This window comes from Woronichinia naegeliana WA131 (genome assembly GCA_025370055.1).
Lineage (GTDB): Bacteria > Cyanobacteriota > Cyanobacteriia > Cyanobacteriales > Microcystaceae > Woronichinia > Woronichinia naegeliana.
The window spans coordinates 2,265,916-2,282,556 of record CP073041.1 but is presented as its reverse complement, the minus strand read 5'-3'; the positions used below and the strand labels follow the sequence as shown (position 1 = coordinate 2,282,556).

25 protein-coding genes are annotated in these 16,641 nt (G+C 38.9%); 15 read left to right on the top strand and 10 right to left on the bottom strand.

The genetic code is table 11. The annotated features are described in order from the left end of the window. Positions 1 to 33 precede the first annotated feature (33 nt). Positions 34 to 735 carry a TMCO4 family protein gene (locus tag KA717_11715; GenBank protein UXE63256.1) on the bottom strand — a complete coding sequence of 234 codons (702 nt, stop codon included), beginning with the start codon at positions 733 to 735 and terminating at the stop codon, positions 34 to 36. 116 nt (positions 736 to 851) lie between these two features. Here KA717_11715 and KA717_11710 point away from each other — a divergent pair, with 116 nt between their 5' ends. From KA717_11710 to KA717_11645, 14 genes are all read left to right on the top strand, one after another. Beyond that, a complete protein-coding gene (locus KA717_11710; protein ID UXE63255.1) occupies positions 852 to 1,088 on the top strand; it encodes a DUF4351 domain-containing protein in 237 nt (78 codons plus the stop codon). Positions 1,089 to 1,163: 75 nt separating this feature from the next. Next, positions 1,164 to 1,700, top strand: coding sequence for a hypothetical protein (locus KA717_11705; protein ID UXE63254.1), 537 nt, complete (start codon positions 1,164 to 1,166; stop codon positions 1,698 to 1,700). 358 nt (positions 1,701 to 2,058) lie between these two features. After that, complete coding sequence (locus tag KA717_11700; GenBank protein ID UXE63253.1) at positions 2,059 to 2,247, top strand: hypothetical protein; 189 nt, start codon at positions 2,059 to 2,061, stop codon at positions 2,245 to 2,247. A 39-nt stretch (positions 2,248 to 2,286) separates the two neighbouring features. Beyond that, positions 2,287 to 2,529 (top strand): hypothetical protein, encoded by a 243-nt coding sequence (locus tag KA717_11695; GenBank protein UXE63252.1) that lies wholly within the window; start codon positions 2,287 to 2,289, stop codon positions 2,527 to 2,529. Next, positions 2,517 to 3,395 carry an ISKra4 family transposase gene (locus KA717_11690; protein ID UXE64633.1) on the top strand — a complete coding sequence of 293 codons (879 nt, stop codon included), beginning with the start codon at positions 2,517 to 2,519 and terminating at the stop codon, positions 3,393 to 3,395. Before KA717_11695 ends, KA717_11690 begins: the two co-directional genes overlap by 13 nt. An 80-nt stretch (positions 3,396 to 3,475) precedes the next feature. After that, complete coding sequence (locus tag KA717_11685; protein ID UXE63251.1) at positions 3,476 to 3,901, top strand: putative toxin-antitoxin system toxin component, PIN family; 426 nt, start codon at positions 3,476 to 3,478, stop codon at positions 3,899 to 3,901. Between the two features lie 170 nt (positions 3,902 to 4,071). Beyond that, on the top strand, positions 4,072 to 4,380 hold the full coding sequence (locus KA717_11680; GenBank protein UXE63250.1) for a DUF433 domain-containing protein: 309 nt from the start codon (positions 4,072 to 4,074) through the stop codon (positions 4,378 to 4,380). Then, on the top strand, positions 4,380 to 4,712 hold the full coding sequence (locus tag KA717_11675; protein UXE63249.1) for a DUF5615 family PIN-like protein: 333 nt from the start codon (positions 4,380 to 4,382) through the stop codon (positions 4,710 to 4,712). The genes KA717_11680 and KA717_11675 overlap by 1 nt, the downstream gene beginning before the upstream one ends. A 141-nt stretch (positions 4,713 to 4,853) precedes the next feature. After that, positions 4,854 to 5,105, top strand: a complete 252-nt coding sequence (locus tag KA717_11670; GenBank protein ID UXE63248.1) for an AbrB/MazE/SpoVT family DNA-binding domain-containing protein — start codon at positions 4,854 to 4,856, stop codon at positions 5,103 to 5,105. A gap of 32 nt (positions 5,106 to 5,137) precedes the next feature. Beyond that, on the top strand, positions 5,138 to 5,356 hold the full coding sequence (locus tag KA717_11665) for a hypothetical protein (GenBank protein ID UXE63247.1): 219 nt from the start codon (positions 5,138 to 5,140) through the stop codon (positions 5,354 to 5,356). A 291-nt stretch (positions 5,357 to 5,647) separates the two neighbouring features. Then, the gene (locus KA717_11660) at positions 5,648 to 5,926 is read left to right on the top strand and encodes a hypothetical protein (protein ID UXE63246.1); all 279 of its coding nucleotides are present in this window, start codon (positions 5,648 to 5,650) and stop codon (positions 5,924 to 5,926) included. Then, complete coding sequence (locus KA717_11655; GenBank protein ID UXE63245.1) at positions 5,926 to 6,348, top strand: putative toxin-antitoxin system toxin component, PIN family; 423 nt, start codon at positions 5,926 to 5,928, stop codon at positions 6,346 to 6,348. The genes KA717_11660 and KA717_11655 overlap by 1 nt, the downstream gene beginning before the upstream one ends. A gap of 179 nt (positions 6,349 to 6,527) precedes the next feature. Then, positions 6,528 to 6,764, top strand: a complete 237-nt coding sequence (locus KA717_11650; protein UXE63244.1) for a type II toxin-antitoxin system HicA family toxin — start codon at positions 6,528 to 6,530, stop codon at positions 6,762 to 6,764. Next, positions 6,764 to 7,006 (top strand): type II toxin-antitoxin system HicB family antitoxin, encoded by a 243-nt coding sequence (locus KA717_11645; protein UXE63243.1) that lies wholly within the window; start codon positions 6,764 to 6,766, stop codon positions 7,004 to 7,006. Before KA717_11650 ends, KA717_11645 begins: the two co-directional genes overlap by 1 nt. A 218-nt stretch (positions 7,007 to 7,224) precedes the next feature. Here KA717_11645 and KA717_11640 read toward each other — a convergent pair whose 3' ends face one another. The 6 genes from KA717_11640 to KA717_11615 are packed head-to-tail and all read right to left on the bottom strand — an operon-like array spanning position 7,225 to position 10,637. Further along, positions 7,225 to 8,289: an ATP-binding protein gene (locus tag KA717_11640; GenBank protein ID UXE63242.1), complete on the bottom strand. Its 1,065-nt coding sequence runs from the start codon at positions 8,287 to 8,289 to the stop codon at positions 7,225 to 7,227. Beyond that, positions 8,283 to 8,705, bottom strand: a complete 423-nt coding sequence (locus KA717_11635) for a hypothetical protein (protein ID UXE63241.1) — start codon at positions 8,703 to 8,705, stop codon at positions 8,283 to 8,285. The genes KA717_11640 and KA717_11635 overlap by 7 nt, the downstream gene beginning before the upstream one ends. A 22-nt stretch (positions 8,706 to 8,727) precedes the next feature. Further along, positions 8,728 to 9,165, bottom strand: coding sequence for a hypothetical protein (locus KA717_11630; protein ID UXE63240.1), 438 nt, complete (start codon positions 9,163 to 9,165; stop codon positions 8,728 to 8,730). An 18-nt stretch (positions 9,166 to 9,183) separates the two neighbouring features. Continuing rightward, entirely contained in the window at positions 9,184 to 9,816 is a 633-nt protein-coding gene (locus KA717_11625) for a hypothetical protein (protein ID UXE63239.1), read from the bottom strand. Between the two features lie 25 nt (positions 9,817 to 9,841). Beyond that, positions 9,842 to 10,183, bottom strand: a complete 342-nt coding sequence (locus tag KA717_11620) for a hypothetical protein (protein ID UXE63238.1) — start codon at positions 10,181 to 10,183, stop codon at positions 9,842 to 9,844. Positions 10,184 to 10,214: 31 nt separating this feature from the next. After that, positions 10,215 to 10,637: a hypothetical protein gene (locus tag KA717_11615; GenBank protein ID UXE63237.1), complete on the bottom strand. Its 423-nt coding sequence runs from the start codon at positions 10,635 to 10,637 to the stop codon at positions 10,215 to 10,217. A gap of 346 nt (positions 10,638 to 10,983) precedes the next feature. Here KA717_11615 and KA717_11610 point away from each other — a divergent pair, with 346 nt between their 5' ends. Then, complete coding sequence (locus KA717_11610; GenBank protein ID UXE63236.1) at positions 10,984 to 12,315, top strand: ATP-binding protein; 1,332 nt, start codon at positions 10,984 to 10,986, stop codon at positions 12,313 to 12,315. 29 nt (positions 12,316 to 12,344) lie between these two features. Here KA717_11610 and lpxC read toward each other — a convergent pair whose 3' ends face one another. From lpxC to KA717_11595, 3 genes are all read right to left on the bottom strand, one after another. Beyond that, positions 12,345 to 13,184: a UDP-3-O-acyl-N-acetylglucosamine deacetylase gene (lpxC, locus tag KA717_11605; protein UXE63235.1), complete on the bottom strand. Its 840-nt coding sequence runs from the start codon at positions 13,182 to 13,184 to the stop codon at positions 12,345 to 12,347. Between the two features lie 2 nt (positions 13,185 to 13,186). Continuing rightward, a complete protein-coding gene (locus tag KA717_11600) occupies positions 13,187 to 15,400 on the bottom strand; it encodes a BamA/TamA family outer membrane protein (protein UXE63234.1) in 2,214 nt (737 codons plus the stop codon). A gap of 241 nt (positions 15,401 to 15,641) precedes the next feature. Next, positions 15,642 to 16,376, bottom strand: a complete 735-nt coding sequence (locus KA717_11595; GenBank protein ID UXE63233.1) for a phosphoribosylaminoimidazolesuccinocarboxamide synthase — start codon at positions 16,374 to 16,376, stop codon at positions 15,642 to 15,644. Positions 16,377 to 16,641 lie beyond the last annotated feature (265 nt).

Genomic DNA, 16,641 nt, shown 5'->3' with positions numbered 1-16,641 from the left:
ATATTGATCACTGTAAACCATGTATTTACTCACTCAAAAAAGGTGTAATTTAGATAAGTTTTTGAGATATTTTTCTAAATTATGAGAATCGCTATTAATTAATTTTGTTATATTTAAGTTGATTATTTTTTTGTGCTTAGACCTAATAGGAATAATACCACAAGGCTTGTGTTCATAAAAGCCCCAATGTCTAAATTCGTTATTTAAAATACTGTCTTGTTCATTATAACAATTAAAAATTTTACCACTTATTTTCTCTGCCGAATTTTCCCAACCAATAACTCTAATCGCTCCAGCTAATAAAATAACATTCTTTACTTGGCTTTGAATTAAACTAAATTTTGAAGATTGCAACCCATAGTAAATAACGCGACACCCCAAAGAATAGCCAATGAAAGAAATGCTTAACTCAGGTAGTTCTGATAAAATTTGAGGAAAATGGTGAAGACCTGTAATTTTTGCTCGTTTTAAAACCAATTGCCAATGAGGATAGCTATGAACTAATTCATTAACAATAGGGATGTTTCCTAATGGTGACATTTTATATTTTCTACCGAAGGAACTACTCGAATCCCACCAAAACTGATAAATGGCTCCTTGCCATCCAGCCTTACGCAAATAATGACACCATAATTGGGCCTTATCATGATCTTTCATTTGATACCCATTAAAAAACACAAGAGCTTCGTTACTGCCTTGATAGGATTGAATTCTGCGAATAACAGGATTTTCCATAAACTTTAAACAATTAGACAATAGATGGATTATACTGTAAACGCAGAGGGAGTGCGATCGCATTGGAATTGAAAATTAATATCAGCGATCAATTAAGCTAAGAGGAGATTCAGTCTATGTTTTTATTAACAGACATCAAACAAACGCGAGTCTATCAAGAGGCAAAGCAGGAAGGAGAGACACAATTACTGTTGAGTCTTTTATCAAAGCGGTTTGGGGCGATGGGCAGCCGTTGTATTCAAGCAATTAATCAACTTTCTCTGGAGCAGTTAGAGGATTTGGGGGAAGCCTTGCTAGATTTTGACAATGTTGCTGAACTAGATAATTGGCTAAAGTCTCGTGTTGCAGAATAACTCAAAAAAGAATCTGTATTCGCAACAGTCTAATATAATATTGTCATTGACTCTAGCTAAATTGACTTCTGACCTATGCAAGACTTCCATGAAAATATTATTCTCAAACAAGGCATATATCAAGATTACCTTCTTGAAGTTCTTGAAGGCGATGGGGAATATTGGTTTCAATGTCGCTCTGTCTATGGGGGCGATGAAGAAAGTGATCATTCTGGTTACGCCGATCCCGAAGCCGCTTTTGAAGCAGCCAAGATATTTGTGAAGAAAAGAAAAGAGGAATTAACGCTTAAGGTTGAGTGGCCTTGGACGATGTTACCTCTTGAGGCAGCCGATCATTATATCGAATATCTTCAAAAGCAGATTGGGCCAGGTCATCCACTTTATAAAAAGAAGGTTTTCCCATCTTGCCGACGAGAAGATAGTCGAGATATAATCATTCAATTTGATCTTGATGATGACGAAACTTATGCTATTGTGTTTTTTAATGAAAAACAATTATTTGGTAAGAAAGAAATGCCAAGAGTAGAGATGATTTCTTCTTTTTCCGAACTTAAGGAACGATTTGCACAAGACCATTTTGATGCAATGGCAAAAATCGAAAATGAGGAGTAAAGGAATAAGATTTTAGTTATCAAAGGCAGGCGATCGCATTGGAATTAAAAATTGATGTCAGCGATCGCCACTATTCAATTACAAATAACGAAACTGTGATCGCACTACAAGCAGGGCAAACGCATCTTATTTTTGAACGATAGGCTAGGTAAAGGTTTCAGCAATCATTATTGATTTTTTATGAAATGCTAAAAGACTTGTCAAATAAAGGGTCTAGAATTTTGATGCGTTCGCCCTGACGCGATCGGCTACAACCTAGCGATCGCACTATGGAGTATGTTACAGTAACCGCATTTATATCTCAAACAAAATGCGACAAGTTTCAGTTTCAGAAGTCAAGGAAGATTTTGCTTACATTATGGCTACTGCCCAGCAAGAACCTATTCTTGTTAAGGAACATGACCGCAATTATGTGGCTATTATTTCGATGAATGATTATGAGGATTTGGTAAGGATAAAAAATCTTCGTTTAAAAAAAATATCGGCGGATTTAGGGGCGGAAGCTCAGGCAAATGGACTAACATCAGAACGGGTACATCCCGGATAAAGTAGTACATAGAATCTGGGGTAAAATGGAAAAAAACTGATGAGCGAAAAAAGTATGTTACCGATTCCCCCAGAAGAAAAAGCACTGTTAAAACAGCATCTCACCGAATCAGCCCGTATCTTGCGCAAATATACGGAACCAGAGAAACAGAAGGACTTTGGAAGCATCGAAGTAGAAGTCAGAACCCAGATGTTAGAAATTGTGGGGCCAACAATGGGGGAGTTTTTTTTTCAGAAGGGGGAAAAAAACGGTCTGGAAACAAGCGAAAAATCAAAACCCTAGTCGGAGAAGTGGAAATAAGCCAAAAACAAGCCAGAAAACTAAAGGTGTCGCCAAAAATCGTCTTAAGTCCAGGTTTAGAGAAATGCTGTCTAAGAGCCAGTGCGAAAACATCCTACCAACAAGCAGAAGAAGATATAGAGGAGTTGATGGGGATAAAAGTAGGACATAGCAGTTTACATCGCTTGGTAGAACGGACAGAACTGCCCTTAGCTCAAGCTCAGTCAGAGAGTGCGGGGGTCAGTATAGATGGGGGAAAGATTTGTCTGCGGGGCGAGGAGAAGGAAGGGGGACAGTGGCGAGATTATAAACTGGTGAGTCTTCATGGCAATGTCTGTGAAGCCTTTTTCCAAGACCCAGAGGGCTTAAAGAATTGGAGCAATGTTCAACCTTTGTCCCCAATAGTGACCTTTTTGGGAGATGGTCATCCCGGAATCTGGAATGCGGTAGAGAGTTTCGCCACTCAATCGTGGCTGATACGACGAGAGGTGTTGGATTGGTATCATCTCAAGGAGAATCTGTTCAAAGTGGGTGGCTCTCTCAAACGGCTAGAAGCAGTGGAGCATTTACTGTGGCGGGGTTTTGTGAACAAGGCAATAGATGCGTTTGATGGAGTCAAAAGCAAGAGGGCAAAGAATTTTCAAGCCTATTTGACGAAGCATTATCAGCGTATCCCTGATTACCAATACTATCAACAGCTTGGTATTGTGATTGGTTCTGGTGATGTGGAGTCTAAGATTAAACAGGTGGGAGCTAGGGTTAAATTGTCGGGAGCACGTTGGCATCTTCATAATGTTTCTCGTATTCTTCGGCTACGATGTGCTTATCTCAATCACTCTCCTCTTTTGAGTGTCAATGTATTATCTTAAGTCTCCTCTTTTGAGTGTCAATGTATTATCTTAAGTGGGATGCACCCCATCAGAACTATTAGACGAGATACTTAACAGTGATGCTTAATCGCTATGTTTTGGATGCTAATGTCTTAGCTAGTGCTGTTTTATCTCCTAATTTTACTGCTAATTTAGCTTATCAAAAAGCTCTTGACACTGGCATCTTATTAATTTCGATTGAAACTTTCACTGAGTGCGAAAATGTAATATTTCGTCCTAAATTTGATCGTTATCTTTCTTTAGTACGTCGTCAAAGATTTTTAGCAGAATTTAGGGCTGCCGCCGAGTTAGTCTCGATTTTGGAGTTAATCAATGATTGTCGAGATACAAAGGATAACAAATACTTAGATGTAGCAATTAATGGTTTAGCAAGTGTCTTAATTACAGGAGATCAAGATTTATTAATTCTTCATCTTTATCGTGAAATATTGCCAATTTTAAGTCCATCGGATTTTGTCAAAGAGAGTAATCGTAGTTTGGGTTAAAGAACGCAACCCAACAAATTAAATGATAATGGTGTTAATTAAATTTGGAAGGGAATATTATTTGTGTGGAAGTGGTGGGCTTCCTTACGTCAAAACAACCGACGAGAGTGGAGATCGCCATTTATCAAGAAAAAATGCTATAATCCGTATAAGTAAATTAAATTAGTATTATGTCATCTTTAGTTCTTACACAACATATTGAAGTCACGCCTGGTATTTGTGGGGGAAAACCTCGCATCACTGGCCATCGTATTAAAGTGCAAGATATTGTTATTTGGCATGAAAAAATGGCAATGTCTCCCGATGAAATTGTTTATAATTATCCAACTATTACTTTAGCTGACATTTATGCGGCTTTAGCTTATTATCATGATCATCGAGAAGAAATTCGTCAAGATATTGAATCCAGTGAAAATTTTGCTAAACAGTTACAAGGGGATAAACCTTCCTTGGTTGAAAAAATTTTAAAGGGGAAATAATGACAAATAAGCTTAAGTTTCATCTTGATGAAAGTGTTTCTAATGCGATCGCCCAAGGTTTAAGGATGCGAGGGATTGATGTTACAACTTCTCCAGATGAGGGATTAATTGGGGCTTCTGATGAGGAGCAATTAGCTTATGCTTTATCGCAAGGGAGAGTCATTTTCACCTTTGATGATGATTTTCTGGTTTTGTCTGCAATGGAATTAGAACATTGTGGTATTATTTATTCGCATCAACGTCAGTCTATTGGAAAAATTATCAGCAATTTAGTCTTGATTTGGGAATGTTTAGAACCTGATTACATCTATAAAAATGTTGAGTTTTTATGAAAATTTAAAATTAAGTTATATTTTATTTGTTGATCAACGATGGAAACGGCGATCGCGCTAATTACTTCAAATGCTAAAATGCGATCGCACTGCTCATTTTATGTTAGACTCAAATAGAAAAACTTTTTTAAGATTCTGGTAATGGAAACTACAAAACTATCTAGTCAGGGTCAAGTGACTGTTCCTCAGTCGTTACGAGAGCAGTGGGAAGAGGGTCAAGAATTAATCCTAATTAATATAGGGGATGGAGTTTTAGTAAAGCCTAAAAAACTTTTCTCGGAAACTAGATTAGATGAACTTGCGGGTTGTTTAAACTATCAAGGGAAGGTAAAAACTATTGAAGAAATGGATCAAGCAATTGCTCAAGGGATACAAGAATTAGGTCATCAATGATTGCTATCAATACAAATATTCTTGTTAGATTAATGACAAGTGATGATGATGAGCAATATCAAAAAAGTTTAAAAGTATTCCAGAATCAGAATATTTTTATTGCTGACACAGTAATTTTAGAAACTGAATGGGTATTGCGATTTGCCTATAAGTTTAAGTCTGTTGAAATTTGTCAGGCTTTTAGAAAAGTTTTTGGTTTACCGAATATGGATTTGACTAATGAAAGATTAATGTTACAAGTTATTGAATGATATGAAAATGGACTTTATTTTGCTGATGCTTTTCATTTAGCGTCTAGTCATCATTGTTTAGAGTTTTATACTTTTGATGAGAAATTTATTAAAAAGTCTCAAGATTTATCTAGTTCAACTGTGAAAAAGCCTGATTTATAAATTAGTAATTGTTGCTTGGTTTAAGGAACGCAACCCGACAAATTAAATGATAATGGTGTTAATTAATTTTGGAAGGAAATATTGCTTGTGTGGAGTTGTATATAATATAATATTAATAAATCTGAAAATTAGACTGAGGATTAATAGATAATGACTAATCTTGAGCAAGTGGTGATTAACAGGTTCCGTAATCTTTCTGTCGAAAAGCAAGAAGATGTTTTACAGTTTTTAGATCTCATTCAACAAGATTTATCTGACAAACCAACGCTTATAGAAGTTACACAAGCGAGGGAGATTCTAGATGGGGCTAGACAGCGGGCATTAGCTAATCCTCAGAAACCAGCATCGCAGTTATGGGATGATTTTAATCAAATGAAAGATACTATTGCTGAAGAGTATGAAAGACATTCAGAAATATCAGGAAATTAATGGAACCTAGCTCAATGCTAAAAGTTGTTTTAGATTCTTCTGTTTTTACTGCGGCTATCCTCAGTACAAATGCTGAATCTGCACCTAATAAAATTTTACAGAAATGGCAACAGGGCGACTTTACTTTGGTTATTTCTCCTCAACTACAAGAGGAATTAGTTATTGTTCTTTTGCGAAAAGGAGTTAGGTTAGAATTGGTAGAGAATTTAGTGACAATTATTGAAACCTTAGCGATCCAAATTGAAGGGGTTTATGAGGCGACTATTTTAGATAATATAGATCCTGATGATAATATGTTTCTGGCAGCCGCCTATGAGGCAAAGGCTGATTATTTAGTTTCTCTTGACAATCATTTATTATCTTTAAAGTTTTATCATGGTACACAAATTTTAACGTTAGGTTTATTTTTGCGGACTTCATAGCGTTAACATCTAAATTGTTAACTTGATTTTGCGATCGCCCTTCAAATGCTAAAATGCGATCGCACTACAAGCGGTAGAATGTGTTAATGTGGAGTAACGCATTATAATTAAAAGTAAAAAGGCGCGTTAAGTAATGTACCTGACAAAAGCAGCGATCGCATTACGGTTTTATTTTAGAGATGACAAAAAGAAATAAACTTTGGCAAAAAGCAAAAGAAAGCCCTCAAAATTTAAGTTTTGATGAGTTTGAAACACTTCTACGTCAAAGTAATTGGACATTAGAACGACAAAAGGGAAGTCATCGTTTATGGATTTCCCCAAAAGGGCAAATATTACCAATTCAGCCGCGTAAAGATGGTAAAGCGAAACCTTATCAAATTCAACAATTTTTTATTTATCAGGAGGAAAAAGGCTAATGTCTTTAACAAACTATAATTTTGATAATTTTACCATTAGTTTATACATGGATGAGCAAGAGGATTGGTTGGCATATTTTCAAGAGATGCCTAATATTTCTGCCTTTGGTGATACGCCTCAAGAGGCTTTGGAGGAGTTGAAAACTGCCTGGGAATTAACCAAAGAATACTATCTTTCTCAAGGTCTTTCTATCCCTATTCCTCCGAAGCGTGAGAAGATTTTAGTTGATGTACCAAAATGATCAGAATCAAAGCTAAAAATAAACAAGTTTAAGCCACAGTAATCGCTGATCGCACCATAAATAACGGTAAGTCGGGTTAAGGAACACAACTTAACAAATTAAATGATCATGGTATTAATTAATTGTGGCAGGGCATATTGTTTGTGTGGAAATGTTGGGTTTCCTTTCGTTAACCAAATTCAGGTGAGCGGCGATCGCACTGATTTTAGACGATCGCACTATTGTTCAGATATTTCAGAATCGGTTAAACTACTAGGAGCATCAGGTAAAGGAATATCACCTTCAACAGGAGTCAAAGTTAATTGCGGTTTTAAAGAGGCTTTATTGGCTTTGATAATTTCGGTAATTGCCTCGCTAAAGTGAGTTTGAGTAACACATTTTTCTGCTTTTAATTTATCCTCTCTAGCCGCAGCAACTACACCTTGAAAAACAGCATTTTTAATATCTCTGCCTGAAATTTCATCAAATTCTTTAGCCAATTCAGTGAAATTAACAGAACTATCCAAAGGAAGTTGGCTTGGAATTTGCACTTGCCAAATTTTCTGCCTTGCTTCTTCATTCGGTAAGTCGAACTGCACTTTCCAGCGTATTCGGCTAACAAAAGCAGGATCATAGTTACGAACTAAATTAGTAGCAAAAACAACAATTCCTGCATATATTGACAATTGCTTAATCATCACACTGCGAGTCAAGTTAACGGCTGTATCTGTTGCTTGAGTAACATTTTCTAATCGTTTGCCTAAGAAAGAATCAGCTTCATCAAAAAACAAAACCGCATTATTTTGTGTGGCAAATTCAAAAGCTCTCTGAATATTTTTAGGCGTTTCTCCAACATATTTAGATTCTAGTTGCTCATAAGGAACATCAAGAATTTTAAGATTTAGGGACAGAGCAAGAGCCTCCGCCGTCAAAGTTTTTCCCGTTCCTGGTGGGCCAGAAAAATTAATAGATAGAGATTTATCTAATTTGTGTTTGTCTGCCATGCCCCACTCTTGATAGATCAATTCCTGATACTCCATTTCTGCCAAGATTAAATCAACTTGACGTTTGGTTTGATCTGGCAAAATGACATCATCTAATGTATATTTTCCCTCTCTTAGATAAAAATCAAAATCAATATTAGATTGAGAATCTTCATCTTTATTTTGAGCATTTTCAGGATCATCAGCAGTTGATTTAGAATTCTCTTTTTCATCATCAACTTTAACGGTTTCACCCGCAGCTCGAAGAAAATCGTCTAGTCTGGGCATAGTTTTACCTCTTTTTTTAGTTAAGCTTACCAATCTGTTAAAATTCCTATTTCTGCCTGTGAGCGACTTACAGGGAGATAGTTAGTAATAGATTTGGGTACATTATCAATTCTAAAAACTTGAGAAGGCTTGGTCTCAACATAGTTAGGATCCCAAATTTCCATCACAACCTGATTCTGTTCTTGTTTAAGAAAAAAGATAATATACAAGGTACTACGACGACCAAATTCTGAAATTAAAACGGGTTCAATTTCTTCTTCCCAAATTGGCTCCAATTTTTCTAAGATAAATTCGGGAAACGCCTTAGAATTTCTCTGTTGTCTTCTAACAATTTCACTAAAACGGACAAAACCTCGCCGTTTACTGGTATGGGCGGCATCATTATCCGCACTATCTTGAAAATTTGGTACGCTATCACGTTTGGGGGGAATTGGATCAACTCGTGGCATTGTTTAAACTCCTTATACTTTTTTAGCTTGAAGTTGAAAATGAAGACCAGTTTTGTAGTTTAAGACGTTTAGCTTCTGAACGATTTTTAGCAAGAGTTTCTGTATTTTCAGAAATACCACACTCAAGTGCAAAGACCTGAGAAGGTTTTGTCTCAACATAATTAGGATCCCAAATCTCCATAATAGCTCCAGACTCATTATCACCTTGATAAAAGATGACGTATAAAACTTCAGTTTCTGAACCAAATTCAGTAGTCAAAATAGGGGCAATATTGCTATCCCATATTGTTATAAGAGCAGTTCGTAGGAACGCGGGAATTTCCGTCAGACTGTCTGTTTGGTTCTCTGGAGAGGTGGAATAATTTTTATTACTCTGGGAGAATAAGTTCTGTATAAACTGACTAATACAATCAATTATGTTGTGAGATTGTCTTGTTGATTGATTGTTGGTTTTTCGCATAAATTTTAAAATGCTATTTTAATCAATTTGGATAATTAGTGCATTAAAAAATAGCTTTTGCTTCATTTCACTATAGGGATTTAAAGTTTGGCCAACTGTTCCGAATGCTCTACCAAAAGGACTAGACTCTATTAATTGAACTAAGGGACTTGACTCTATCAACTTAACCAACGGATGATTGGCTAATTCTGTTGGCATTTCGGGTGGTGAGCTAAATTTGAGAAACAAAGGTAAAAATATGTCGTTTGCAATTTTTGCCCATTGTTCATACTCTTTTTCCGTCAGTTGATTATCTAGCACATAAATTTTTTCTAATTTAGAAGATGATACATTAGAAGCAATTTCTAAATCGTGTTCATCTAAGGAAGGAATCTGATAGCCTCTATCTCGATTTTTTGTTTGTGTATCATAGAGCCAAATTTTAAGAGATTGAAAATCACACTCGCGAACAAGACAAGCTTTCCGAAAAATAACTCTGGCAATTAAGTCATCAAAAAAACTTCGTATATTTGGACTGATGGCAAGCTGATTATTTGCTGATGATTTGCCAGGCACACCAAACAATTCAATTTTTTTTAATGTTCCCTGATCCGATGAAGATTCAAAACCAATTCTCAAGAAAACGTTTTTATTATTGGAAGAGTCTGACATGGATTTAAGTCCTCATTAAATTAAATTAAGACCAGTTTTGTAACTTTAATCGTTTAGCTTCCGAACGATTGGTCGGTAGTGGTGAATCTTGAGGGGCTTGTTCTAAAGCAAATACCTGGGATGGTTTTGTTGTATAGGAGGCTGGATCCCAAATCTCCATAATGGTTTCACCCAAAACTGCACCTGCATAAAACATAACATATAGGATGGAAACCAAACCAAAAGCCGCGATTAAAACAGTCGCAACTGCCGTTTCCCAGATTAACTGTAGTAGATTAACTAGTGCATTAATAAAGGCAGCAAATATCTGACCAAGCCACTCTAAAAGTTGATCAACTAAACTTCCTAACCATGAGAAAAAGCCCATGTAATTCTCCTTACGTTTTATAGATAAAATTTTAAGCTAGTTTTAATCGGGTTATAATCGGATTTTGTTCACCAGGTAATTGAGCTTGATCCTCGGCAATTCCCACAGAAATTGTTCGGGATTGCTCTTGATAAGTTTGAGGGTTTGCAAAGGCAAGAAAAACTTCTTGACCCTGTTGAAAAACTGCCACTAGCCAATCAGAGGAGTAACCCAACTCCGCGCGTAAATAGGCTCCAATATCTGACCAATTAGTGTCTAGAAATTGAGCTATTAAGGCTAGATAGTGCTGCGTAGCTTCACTGATGTAACCAAAGATTGCTTTGGCTTCTGCGACCATGTTTTTCCATAGTTCAGCAAAAGCTTTTGATAGAGCATCAATAATCGCTGCCACACCATAACCAACGGCTGCACCTACTAGAAGGGCAGCAGCAGCCTGGAATACTAAGTCCCACATGCTTAACTCGCTTTAGCTTGCATTGATTTTTTAGCATCAAGCGCGTAACTATCTAAAACAAACTTTGGCATAACAATACCTTTAACGGATTAAGTTCCAAATTCTAAACTAAATAGATCGCATAGATAGCGAATGCTCTTACTGGTTTTATTAGATTTTCTGTACCTTAGCAAAAACTATAGAGGTTTGGGAACTAGTAAAAAACAGATTTTTACGTCAGTTGTATTTACTGTGAACTTCAGAAAAAAGCAGAAAAGATTAGAAAAAATGGGATCAAAATCAGCTATAATACGCCAAATCCTTATCCTACATAGTTCTAATGGATGTAAACGAAGTGTTACAATTTATGGATCGGTTAGTGCTGGAACACACGGGTAAACACCTGGACGACGTTCAAAAGGCCGTAATTGAGGGAACCTGGCAAAAACAAACCTATGGTGATATGGCAAAACAGGCCAGTTTTAATAAAAATTATGTGGGAGATGTGGGGGCTGGTTTATGGCAATTGTTATCGGAAGTTTTAGGAGAAGAGGTTAAAAAAACTAATTTTCGTTCAACTCTTGAAAGATTAAGATTTACTGACTGGCCAGTAATTATACAAAATCACAGCACAAATGATCATAGTTTTAATGTTTATAATTATCCTGATAAAGCCAAGTCTCAATTCCCAGAAACTAGAAAAAATAGAATATATCAAGATTTAACTTTTGCCCCTCCAATAATCAACTTTTATAATAGAAAAACTGAACTCGAAACTCTCTCTAACTGGATAATTAATCAAAATATTAGCTTAATTTCTGTTTTAGGTATATTTGGCATTGGTAAAACAACCCTCGTTAAAAAATTTGTTGATCTAAACCTCGAAAACTTTGAAATTATTATTTGGAAAAATCTCAAATTTCCCAAACCCTTAGAATCTTTATTTGATGAAATATTGACGACTTGCCAACAGGAACCTCAAGATAACATTAGTGGTAAACTCAAACAAGTTTCGGCACTATTAACCGAGAAAAAATCCCTAATCATTTTAGATGACCTACAAAACTTATTCATTAGTGGTGAATTAGCGGGACAATATCAAACTCAATACCTTGACTATCAAAACTGGTTTAAAACCCTTACAGAAAGCCAACATCAGAGCAGCGTTATTTTAATTAGCCAAGAACAATGTCCCGAAATGCACTGCCTAGATGAAGAACTGTATCACATAAAAATGCTAGAATTATCAGGACTAGATAGCACAGAAATTTTAGAATATAGACAACTAAAAGATCAAGATAGTTGGTCAAGCTTAATAGATTTATATCGGGGGAATCCTCAGTATTTACAGGAGATTGCCACCTTAATCAAAGACTTTTTTGATGATAGTGTTGCCGACTTTTTGGCAGAAGAAGCTCTAATTCTCTCCAATAGGATGCGATCGCAGTTTAAACTTTTGTTTGAGCGGTTATCGAAGGTAGAAAAAGAAATGGTTTTAGTCTTGAGTAAGCTAGGAAAACCCACATCAAGAGAAGACTTGAAAGAAAGTCTCGATCTGCCATCAACAGAACTGATTAACGCTTTGCAATCTTTACAGAAACGTTCTTTAGTTAACCGAAAAAAAGAAAACAAGACCCTATTTTATTTGTGTCCTTTGTTTACAGAATATGTCACAAACTTAGTCAATAATCATCAATAACAAATCTTTTTGAAGTAAACTTTCGCCGTTTATGCAGAGAAAAGTCCTAACTGTTCAGCAACGCGCTTGGCTAATTGAGTATGCAATTTATGACTGGCCTTATAGGCCAGAAAATGGGCTTGGGGAATATTTCCCAACAAACTTAAATCACCAATCAGATCCAGTAACTTATGGCGCACAGGTTCATCAACAAAGCGCAGAGGCGGATTAAGCCATTTTTCCTGATCGCAGACCAAAGCATTCTCCAAACTACCGCCTTTAATTAAACCGGCCTGTTGTAACTGTTCAATTTGATCGGCAAAACCAAAGGTACGGGCTGGGGCGATCGCGGTTGCAAAGGGTTCGAGATCGGGAAGCCAGGTAAACCATTGACGACCAATGATGGCATAGGGATAATCTACACCGTAACTAAACCGTAACTCTGAACAGGGCAAGGCTGCTACAAAGGCATCTCCTTCCTGATACCAAATTGGTTCATGGATTACTGATCGGCTCGGATCATCCATTGCAAGAGAAGTTACCCCAACCTCAGCGATCGCCTCCACCCAAACCTGGGCAGAACCATCCAAAAGCGGCACTTCCGAGCCATCAATTTCAATACAAGCTTCATCCACCCCACTGGCCACGAGAGCTGCCAACAAATGTTCTACCGTACGAACCGTAGCCGGACTTTCTCCCAATTCCGTTGACAGCATTGCCTCCCGCACAATCCCCAAACTGGCCGGAATCCGAGGGCGATCTGGCAAATCTACCCGCACAAAATAACGTCCTTGCCCAGTCTGAGAAGGTAAAACCCTTACCTGGGTGGTAATCCCCGAATGTAGCCCCACCCCCGCGATCGCAAAACTGGCTTTTAGAGTTCTGGGCATACTTAGAATTTCTCTCCAATCCCAAAGTTCACCCGTGATCCCCCCTGCTCATTGATACCATAGTCAATCCGAATGGGGCCCACTGGCGATTGAATCCGTACCCCAATGCCATAACCGTAACCTTGACCCGGTAAACCCCGAATCACCGAAGGAATCCCTGGTACTGCGTAGTCTGAACCTAAGGTTGAACCATAGTCAAAGAAGAGCGCACCCCCCACCGCCGAAATAATGGGAAAACGATATTCTGCTGTGGCCTGCACATAACTCCGACCGTTCCCCAATTCTCCTTCTGCATAGCCCCGAACTGAGTTACTTCCCCCAACAATATAGGCTTCATAGGGGGGTAAATCACCAAAGACTGTTCCTCCCTGAATATTAAAGGCGATCGTTTGGGGCTGAGTGGACTCCGTAAAACCAAAACTCGTTAAATTCAACCAATCTACCGGAATATAGTAGCTGTAACTGCCTCGGACACGGTTAAAGATAATGCCATTAGAACTCAAAGGAACTGACTGCTCCATATTGATGCGAGTGACAGAACCACTGGTGGGTTGCAAAGGACTATTACGGTTATCCTGAGAAGCACCAAAAGAGAGAATAAAGAGATCGTCAATCCCCCCCTGATTGAAGGCCAGTAGCTGTTCTCCAAAGCCGTTAATCGGAGCCGATAAGGAAGACACATCACCACTAGAGTTTTCAAGGACAACATGTTGATAGAGAAAACCGGTTGATAATCGCCAATCAGGGATGGAAAACACATCTTTCGCTAACGGACGGGAGAAATTCACCCCTAATCCGGTACGAACAACCCTGGGACTATCAAAACCGTTCAGGGTTCTAATCGAAGAGTTATTACCATCATAGACCAAAGAGATAGTACGACGACGGAAGCCATTGACAGAATAGGAGGTTCGGTAAGGATCGCCAGCAATCCAAGGATCGGTAAAACTAACATCAAAGAGCAGTTCCCGTTCCCCCAATTGAAATTCTGTTCCCAGGGTTTGGGCATTGCCACCGAGGTTTTTCTCCTGATAACTCAAGGTTCCAAATAGACCACTGGTACTGCTAATACCGGCACCGGCAGCGATCGATCCCGTATTGCCTTCTACCACATCCACATTGACAATCACTTCCCTGGGATCAGTCCCTGGTGTAAAGGACAGGCGGGCATCTTCAAATAGACCTAAACCATAGATCCGTTGCAAATCCGTTTGGGCTAAGTTGCGATTAAAAACATCTCCTGGCTTAAGCTGCATTTCGCGAGTGACGATAAAATCACGGGTACGACCTTCGGCGGGTTCATCTTCCGCGTTAAAAAAGCGGATTTGAATATTTTGAACAATCCCTTCCGCAATCACCAGGGTGACAGTACCATCTTCTCCAATTTTGGGAGAGCCAACAATCTGAGCTAGGTCATAGCCATTACTGGAATACCATTCATTAATTTTTTTGATGCCTTCTTGCAAATCTCTGAGATTGAGAATTTTGCCGTATTGTTCTCCAAAGGTCTCTTGAACTACCTTATCCGGCAGAATACGGGCCTTGTCACTGGCTGGTACGGTGTCAATAGCAACGGTTTTAAATGTGGGGTTGGGTTGTACCTGAAAAGTAACCTTAACCCCTAATGGTGTATCTTCTGGGGAGACTTTGACGTTGCCAAAAAAGCCCGTCGCATAAATGGCATTGACATCTTCCTGAAGTTGGGAGCGCGTGGTGGTGCGGCCAGGTTTAGTGCGAATGACGTTATAAACTAATTGTTCTAGTTCAGGATTACCGCCTACGATTGCCACTTCACTGACTAATACACGAGGTTCATTGCCCGTAGTAGGAGGACTGGGTTCACTAACACTGGGATTAGCACTTCCGGGGGCTGGAGGCTGAAAAGTGGGAATATTTTCACTGGGCTTGGGTTCAGTACTGGTGGGAGTAGCCGGCTGTTCCTTGGGCTGTTCTTTTGGCTCAGTCTCTGGTTGAGGAGGTGGGGTTTCAGTGGCCGGTGTTGCTGGGGAGGGTGCGGCTTCGGGGGTTGGGTCTTGGGCAAGGAAAGACGGGCCCGATTGAAGAGACTGAGTTTTAAAAATTGTCTTGGCATTGACCAGTTGAGGCTGGTAAGGAAAAGCCCAGTTCGGGCCAGATTCAGGAGTCCGAAAAGGGGTAATCGTCGCGCCTTTCGCGATCGCCTGCGGCGTAGTTGTGATCGCAGGATAAACCAACATCCCCATTGTCGTCAGTAGAAGACTGAAAAGAGGGGAGTAATGCGCGATTTTAATCTCTTTTGACACGTCCAAACACCCAATCAAGCAATAAATAGTGAATAAATAAATCGTTTTCAGAATCGTGCTATTTTTGGCTGATTATAATGGCCAAATTTCCCTAGGACAAGTCAGATAATAGACTGTTTTCGCCTTGCATCTTGACTTTTCTGCCTTCAGAATGTTCCTGAATGTATTCTGAGTCTCAAGTCTGGAGCCGTGAGGAAAGCTCTGCTAGTACCCGTTGTTGCACGGTTTGATAAGCGGATTCGATTTGTCCCAGGTCTCGACGAAAGCGATCTTTATCTAAAACCCTGGCTTGCGGATCACTTTGGGACTGATCCCACAATCGGCAAGTATCTGGACTAATTTCGTCGGCTAATAGCAGTTCACCTTGAGAGTCTATCCCAAATTCCAATTTAAAATCTACTAGGGTGATATGACAGCGATTAAAGAAGGCTATTAAGTGTTGATTAATGGTTAGGGCTAAGGCTTGAAGTTGTTGTAATTCCGGCTCAGTGGCAATTTCTAGCACCAAAATGCGATCGCGTGTCAGCAGGGGATCCCCCAGAGCATCATCTTTTAAATAGAATTCCACCAGGGGAAAGGGCAACACTTTGCCTTCTGGTAATCCTGTTTGTTTACAGAGACTTCCCGCCGCAATATTTCGTACTACTACTTCTAAGGGAACAATTTTGACTGCTTTGACCCGCATTTGGTTGGCAGTGGGTTGATCTAGGTAGTGGGTGGGAATGCCTAAAGACGCTAACCATTGAAAGAGGGCCGCCGAAATTGCACAGTTAATTTCTCCCTTGCCCTGAATTTGTCCCCGTTTTTGGGCATTGAAGGCGGTGGCATCATCTTTAAAGATGGTGAGCAGGATCCCTGGATCATCGGTGGGATAGAGAATCTTGGCTTTACCTTCGTACAATTTTTCCATGTGTTCTGCTAGAAACAGTTTATTTTGGCATTATCTTACCCTAACCCCAGATCATCTGCCTCGCAAGCTAATCCGTCTAATAAACCTTACCCACAATATTCCCATCGATACACAGGACTTGGAAGGTTATTTTAAAGGCTCAATAGGTGTTTCGGGGAGGTATAGAAGGCTGGTAGGATAAAGGCTATAAATGATTCTCTCTGACGCTGAATGCTAGAAATCAACCTAATCCATCTGCTCGATGATGCCAAGTGCTATGAAACTG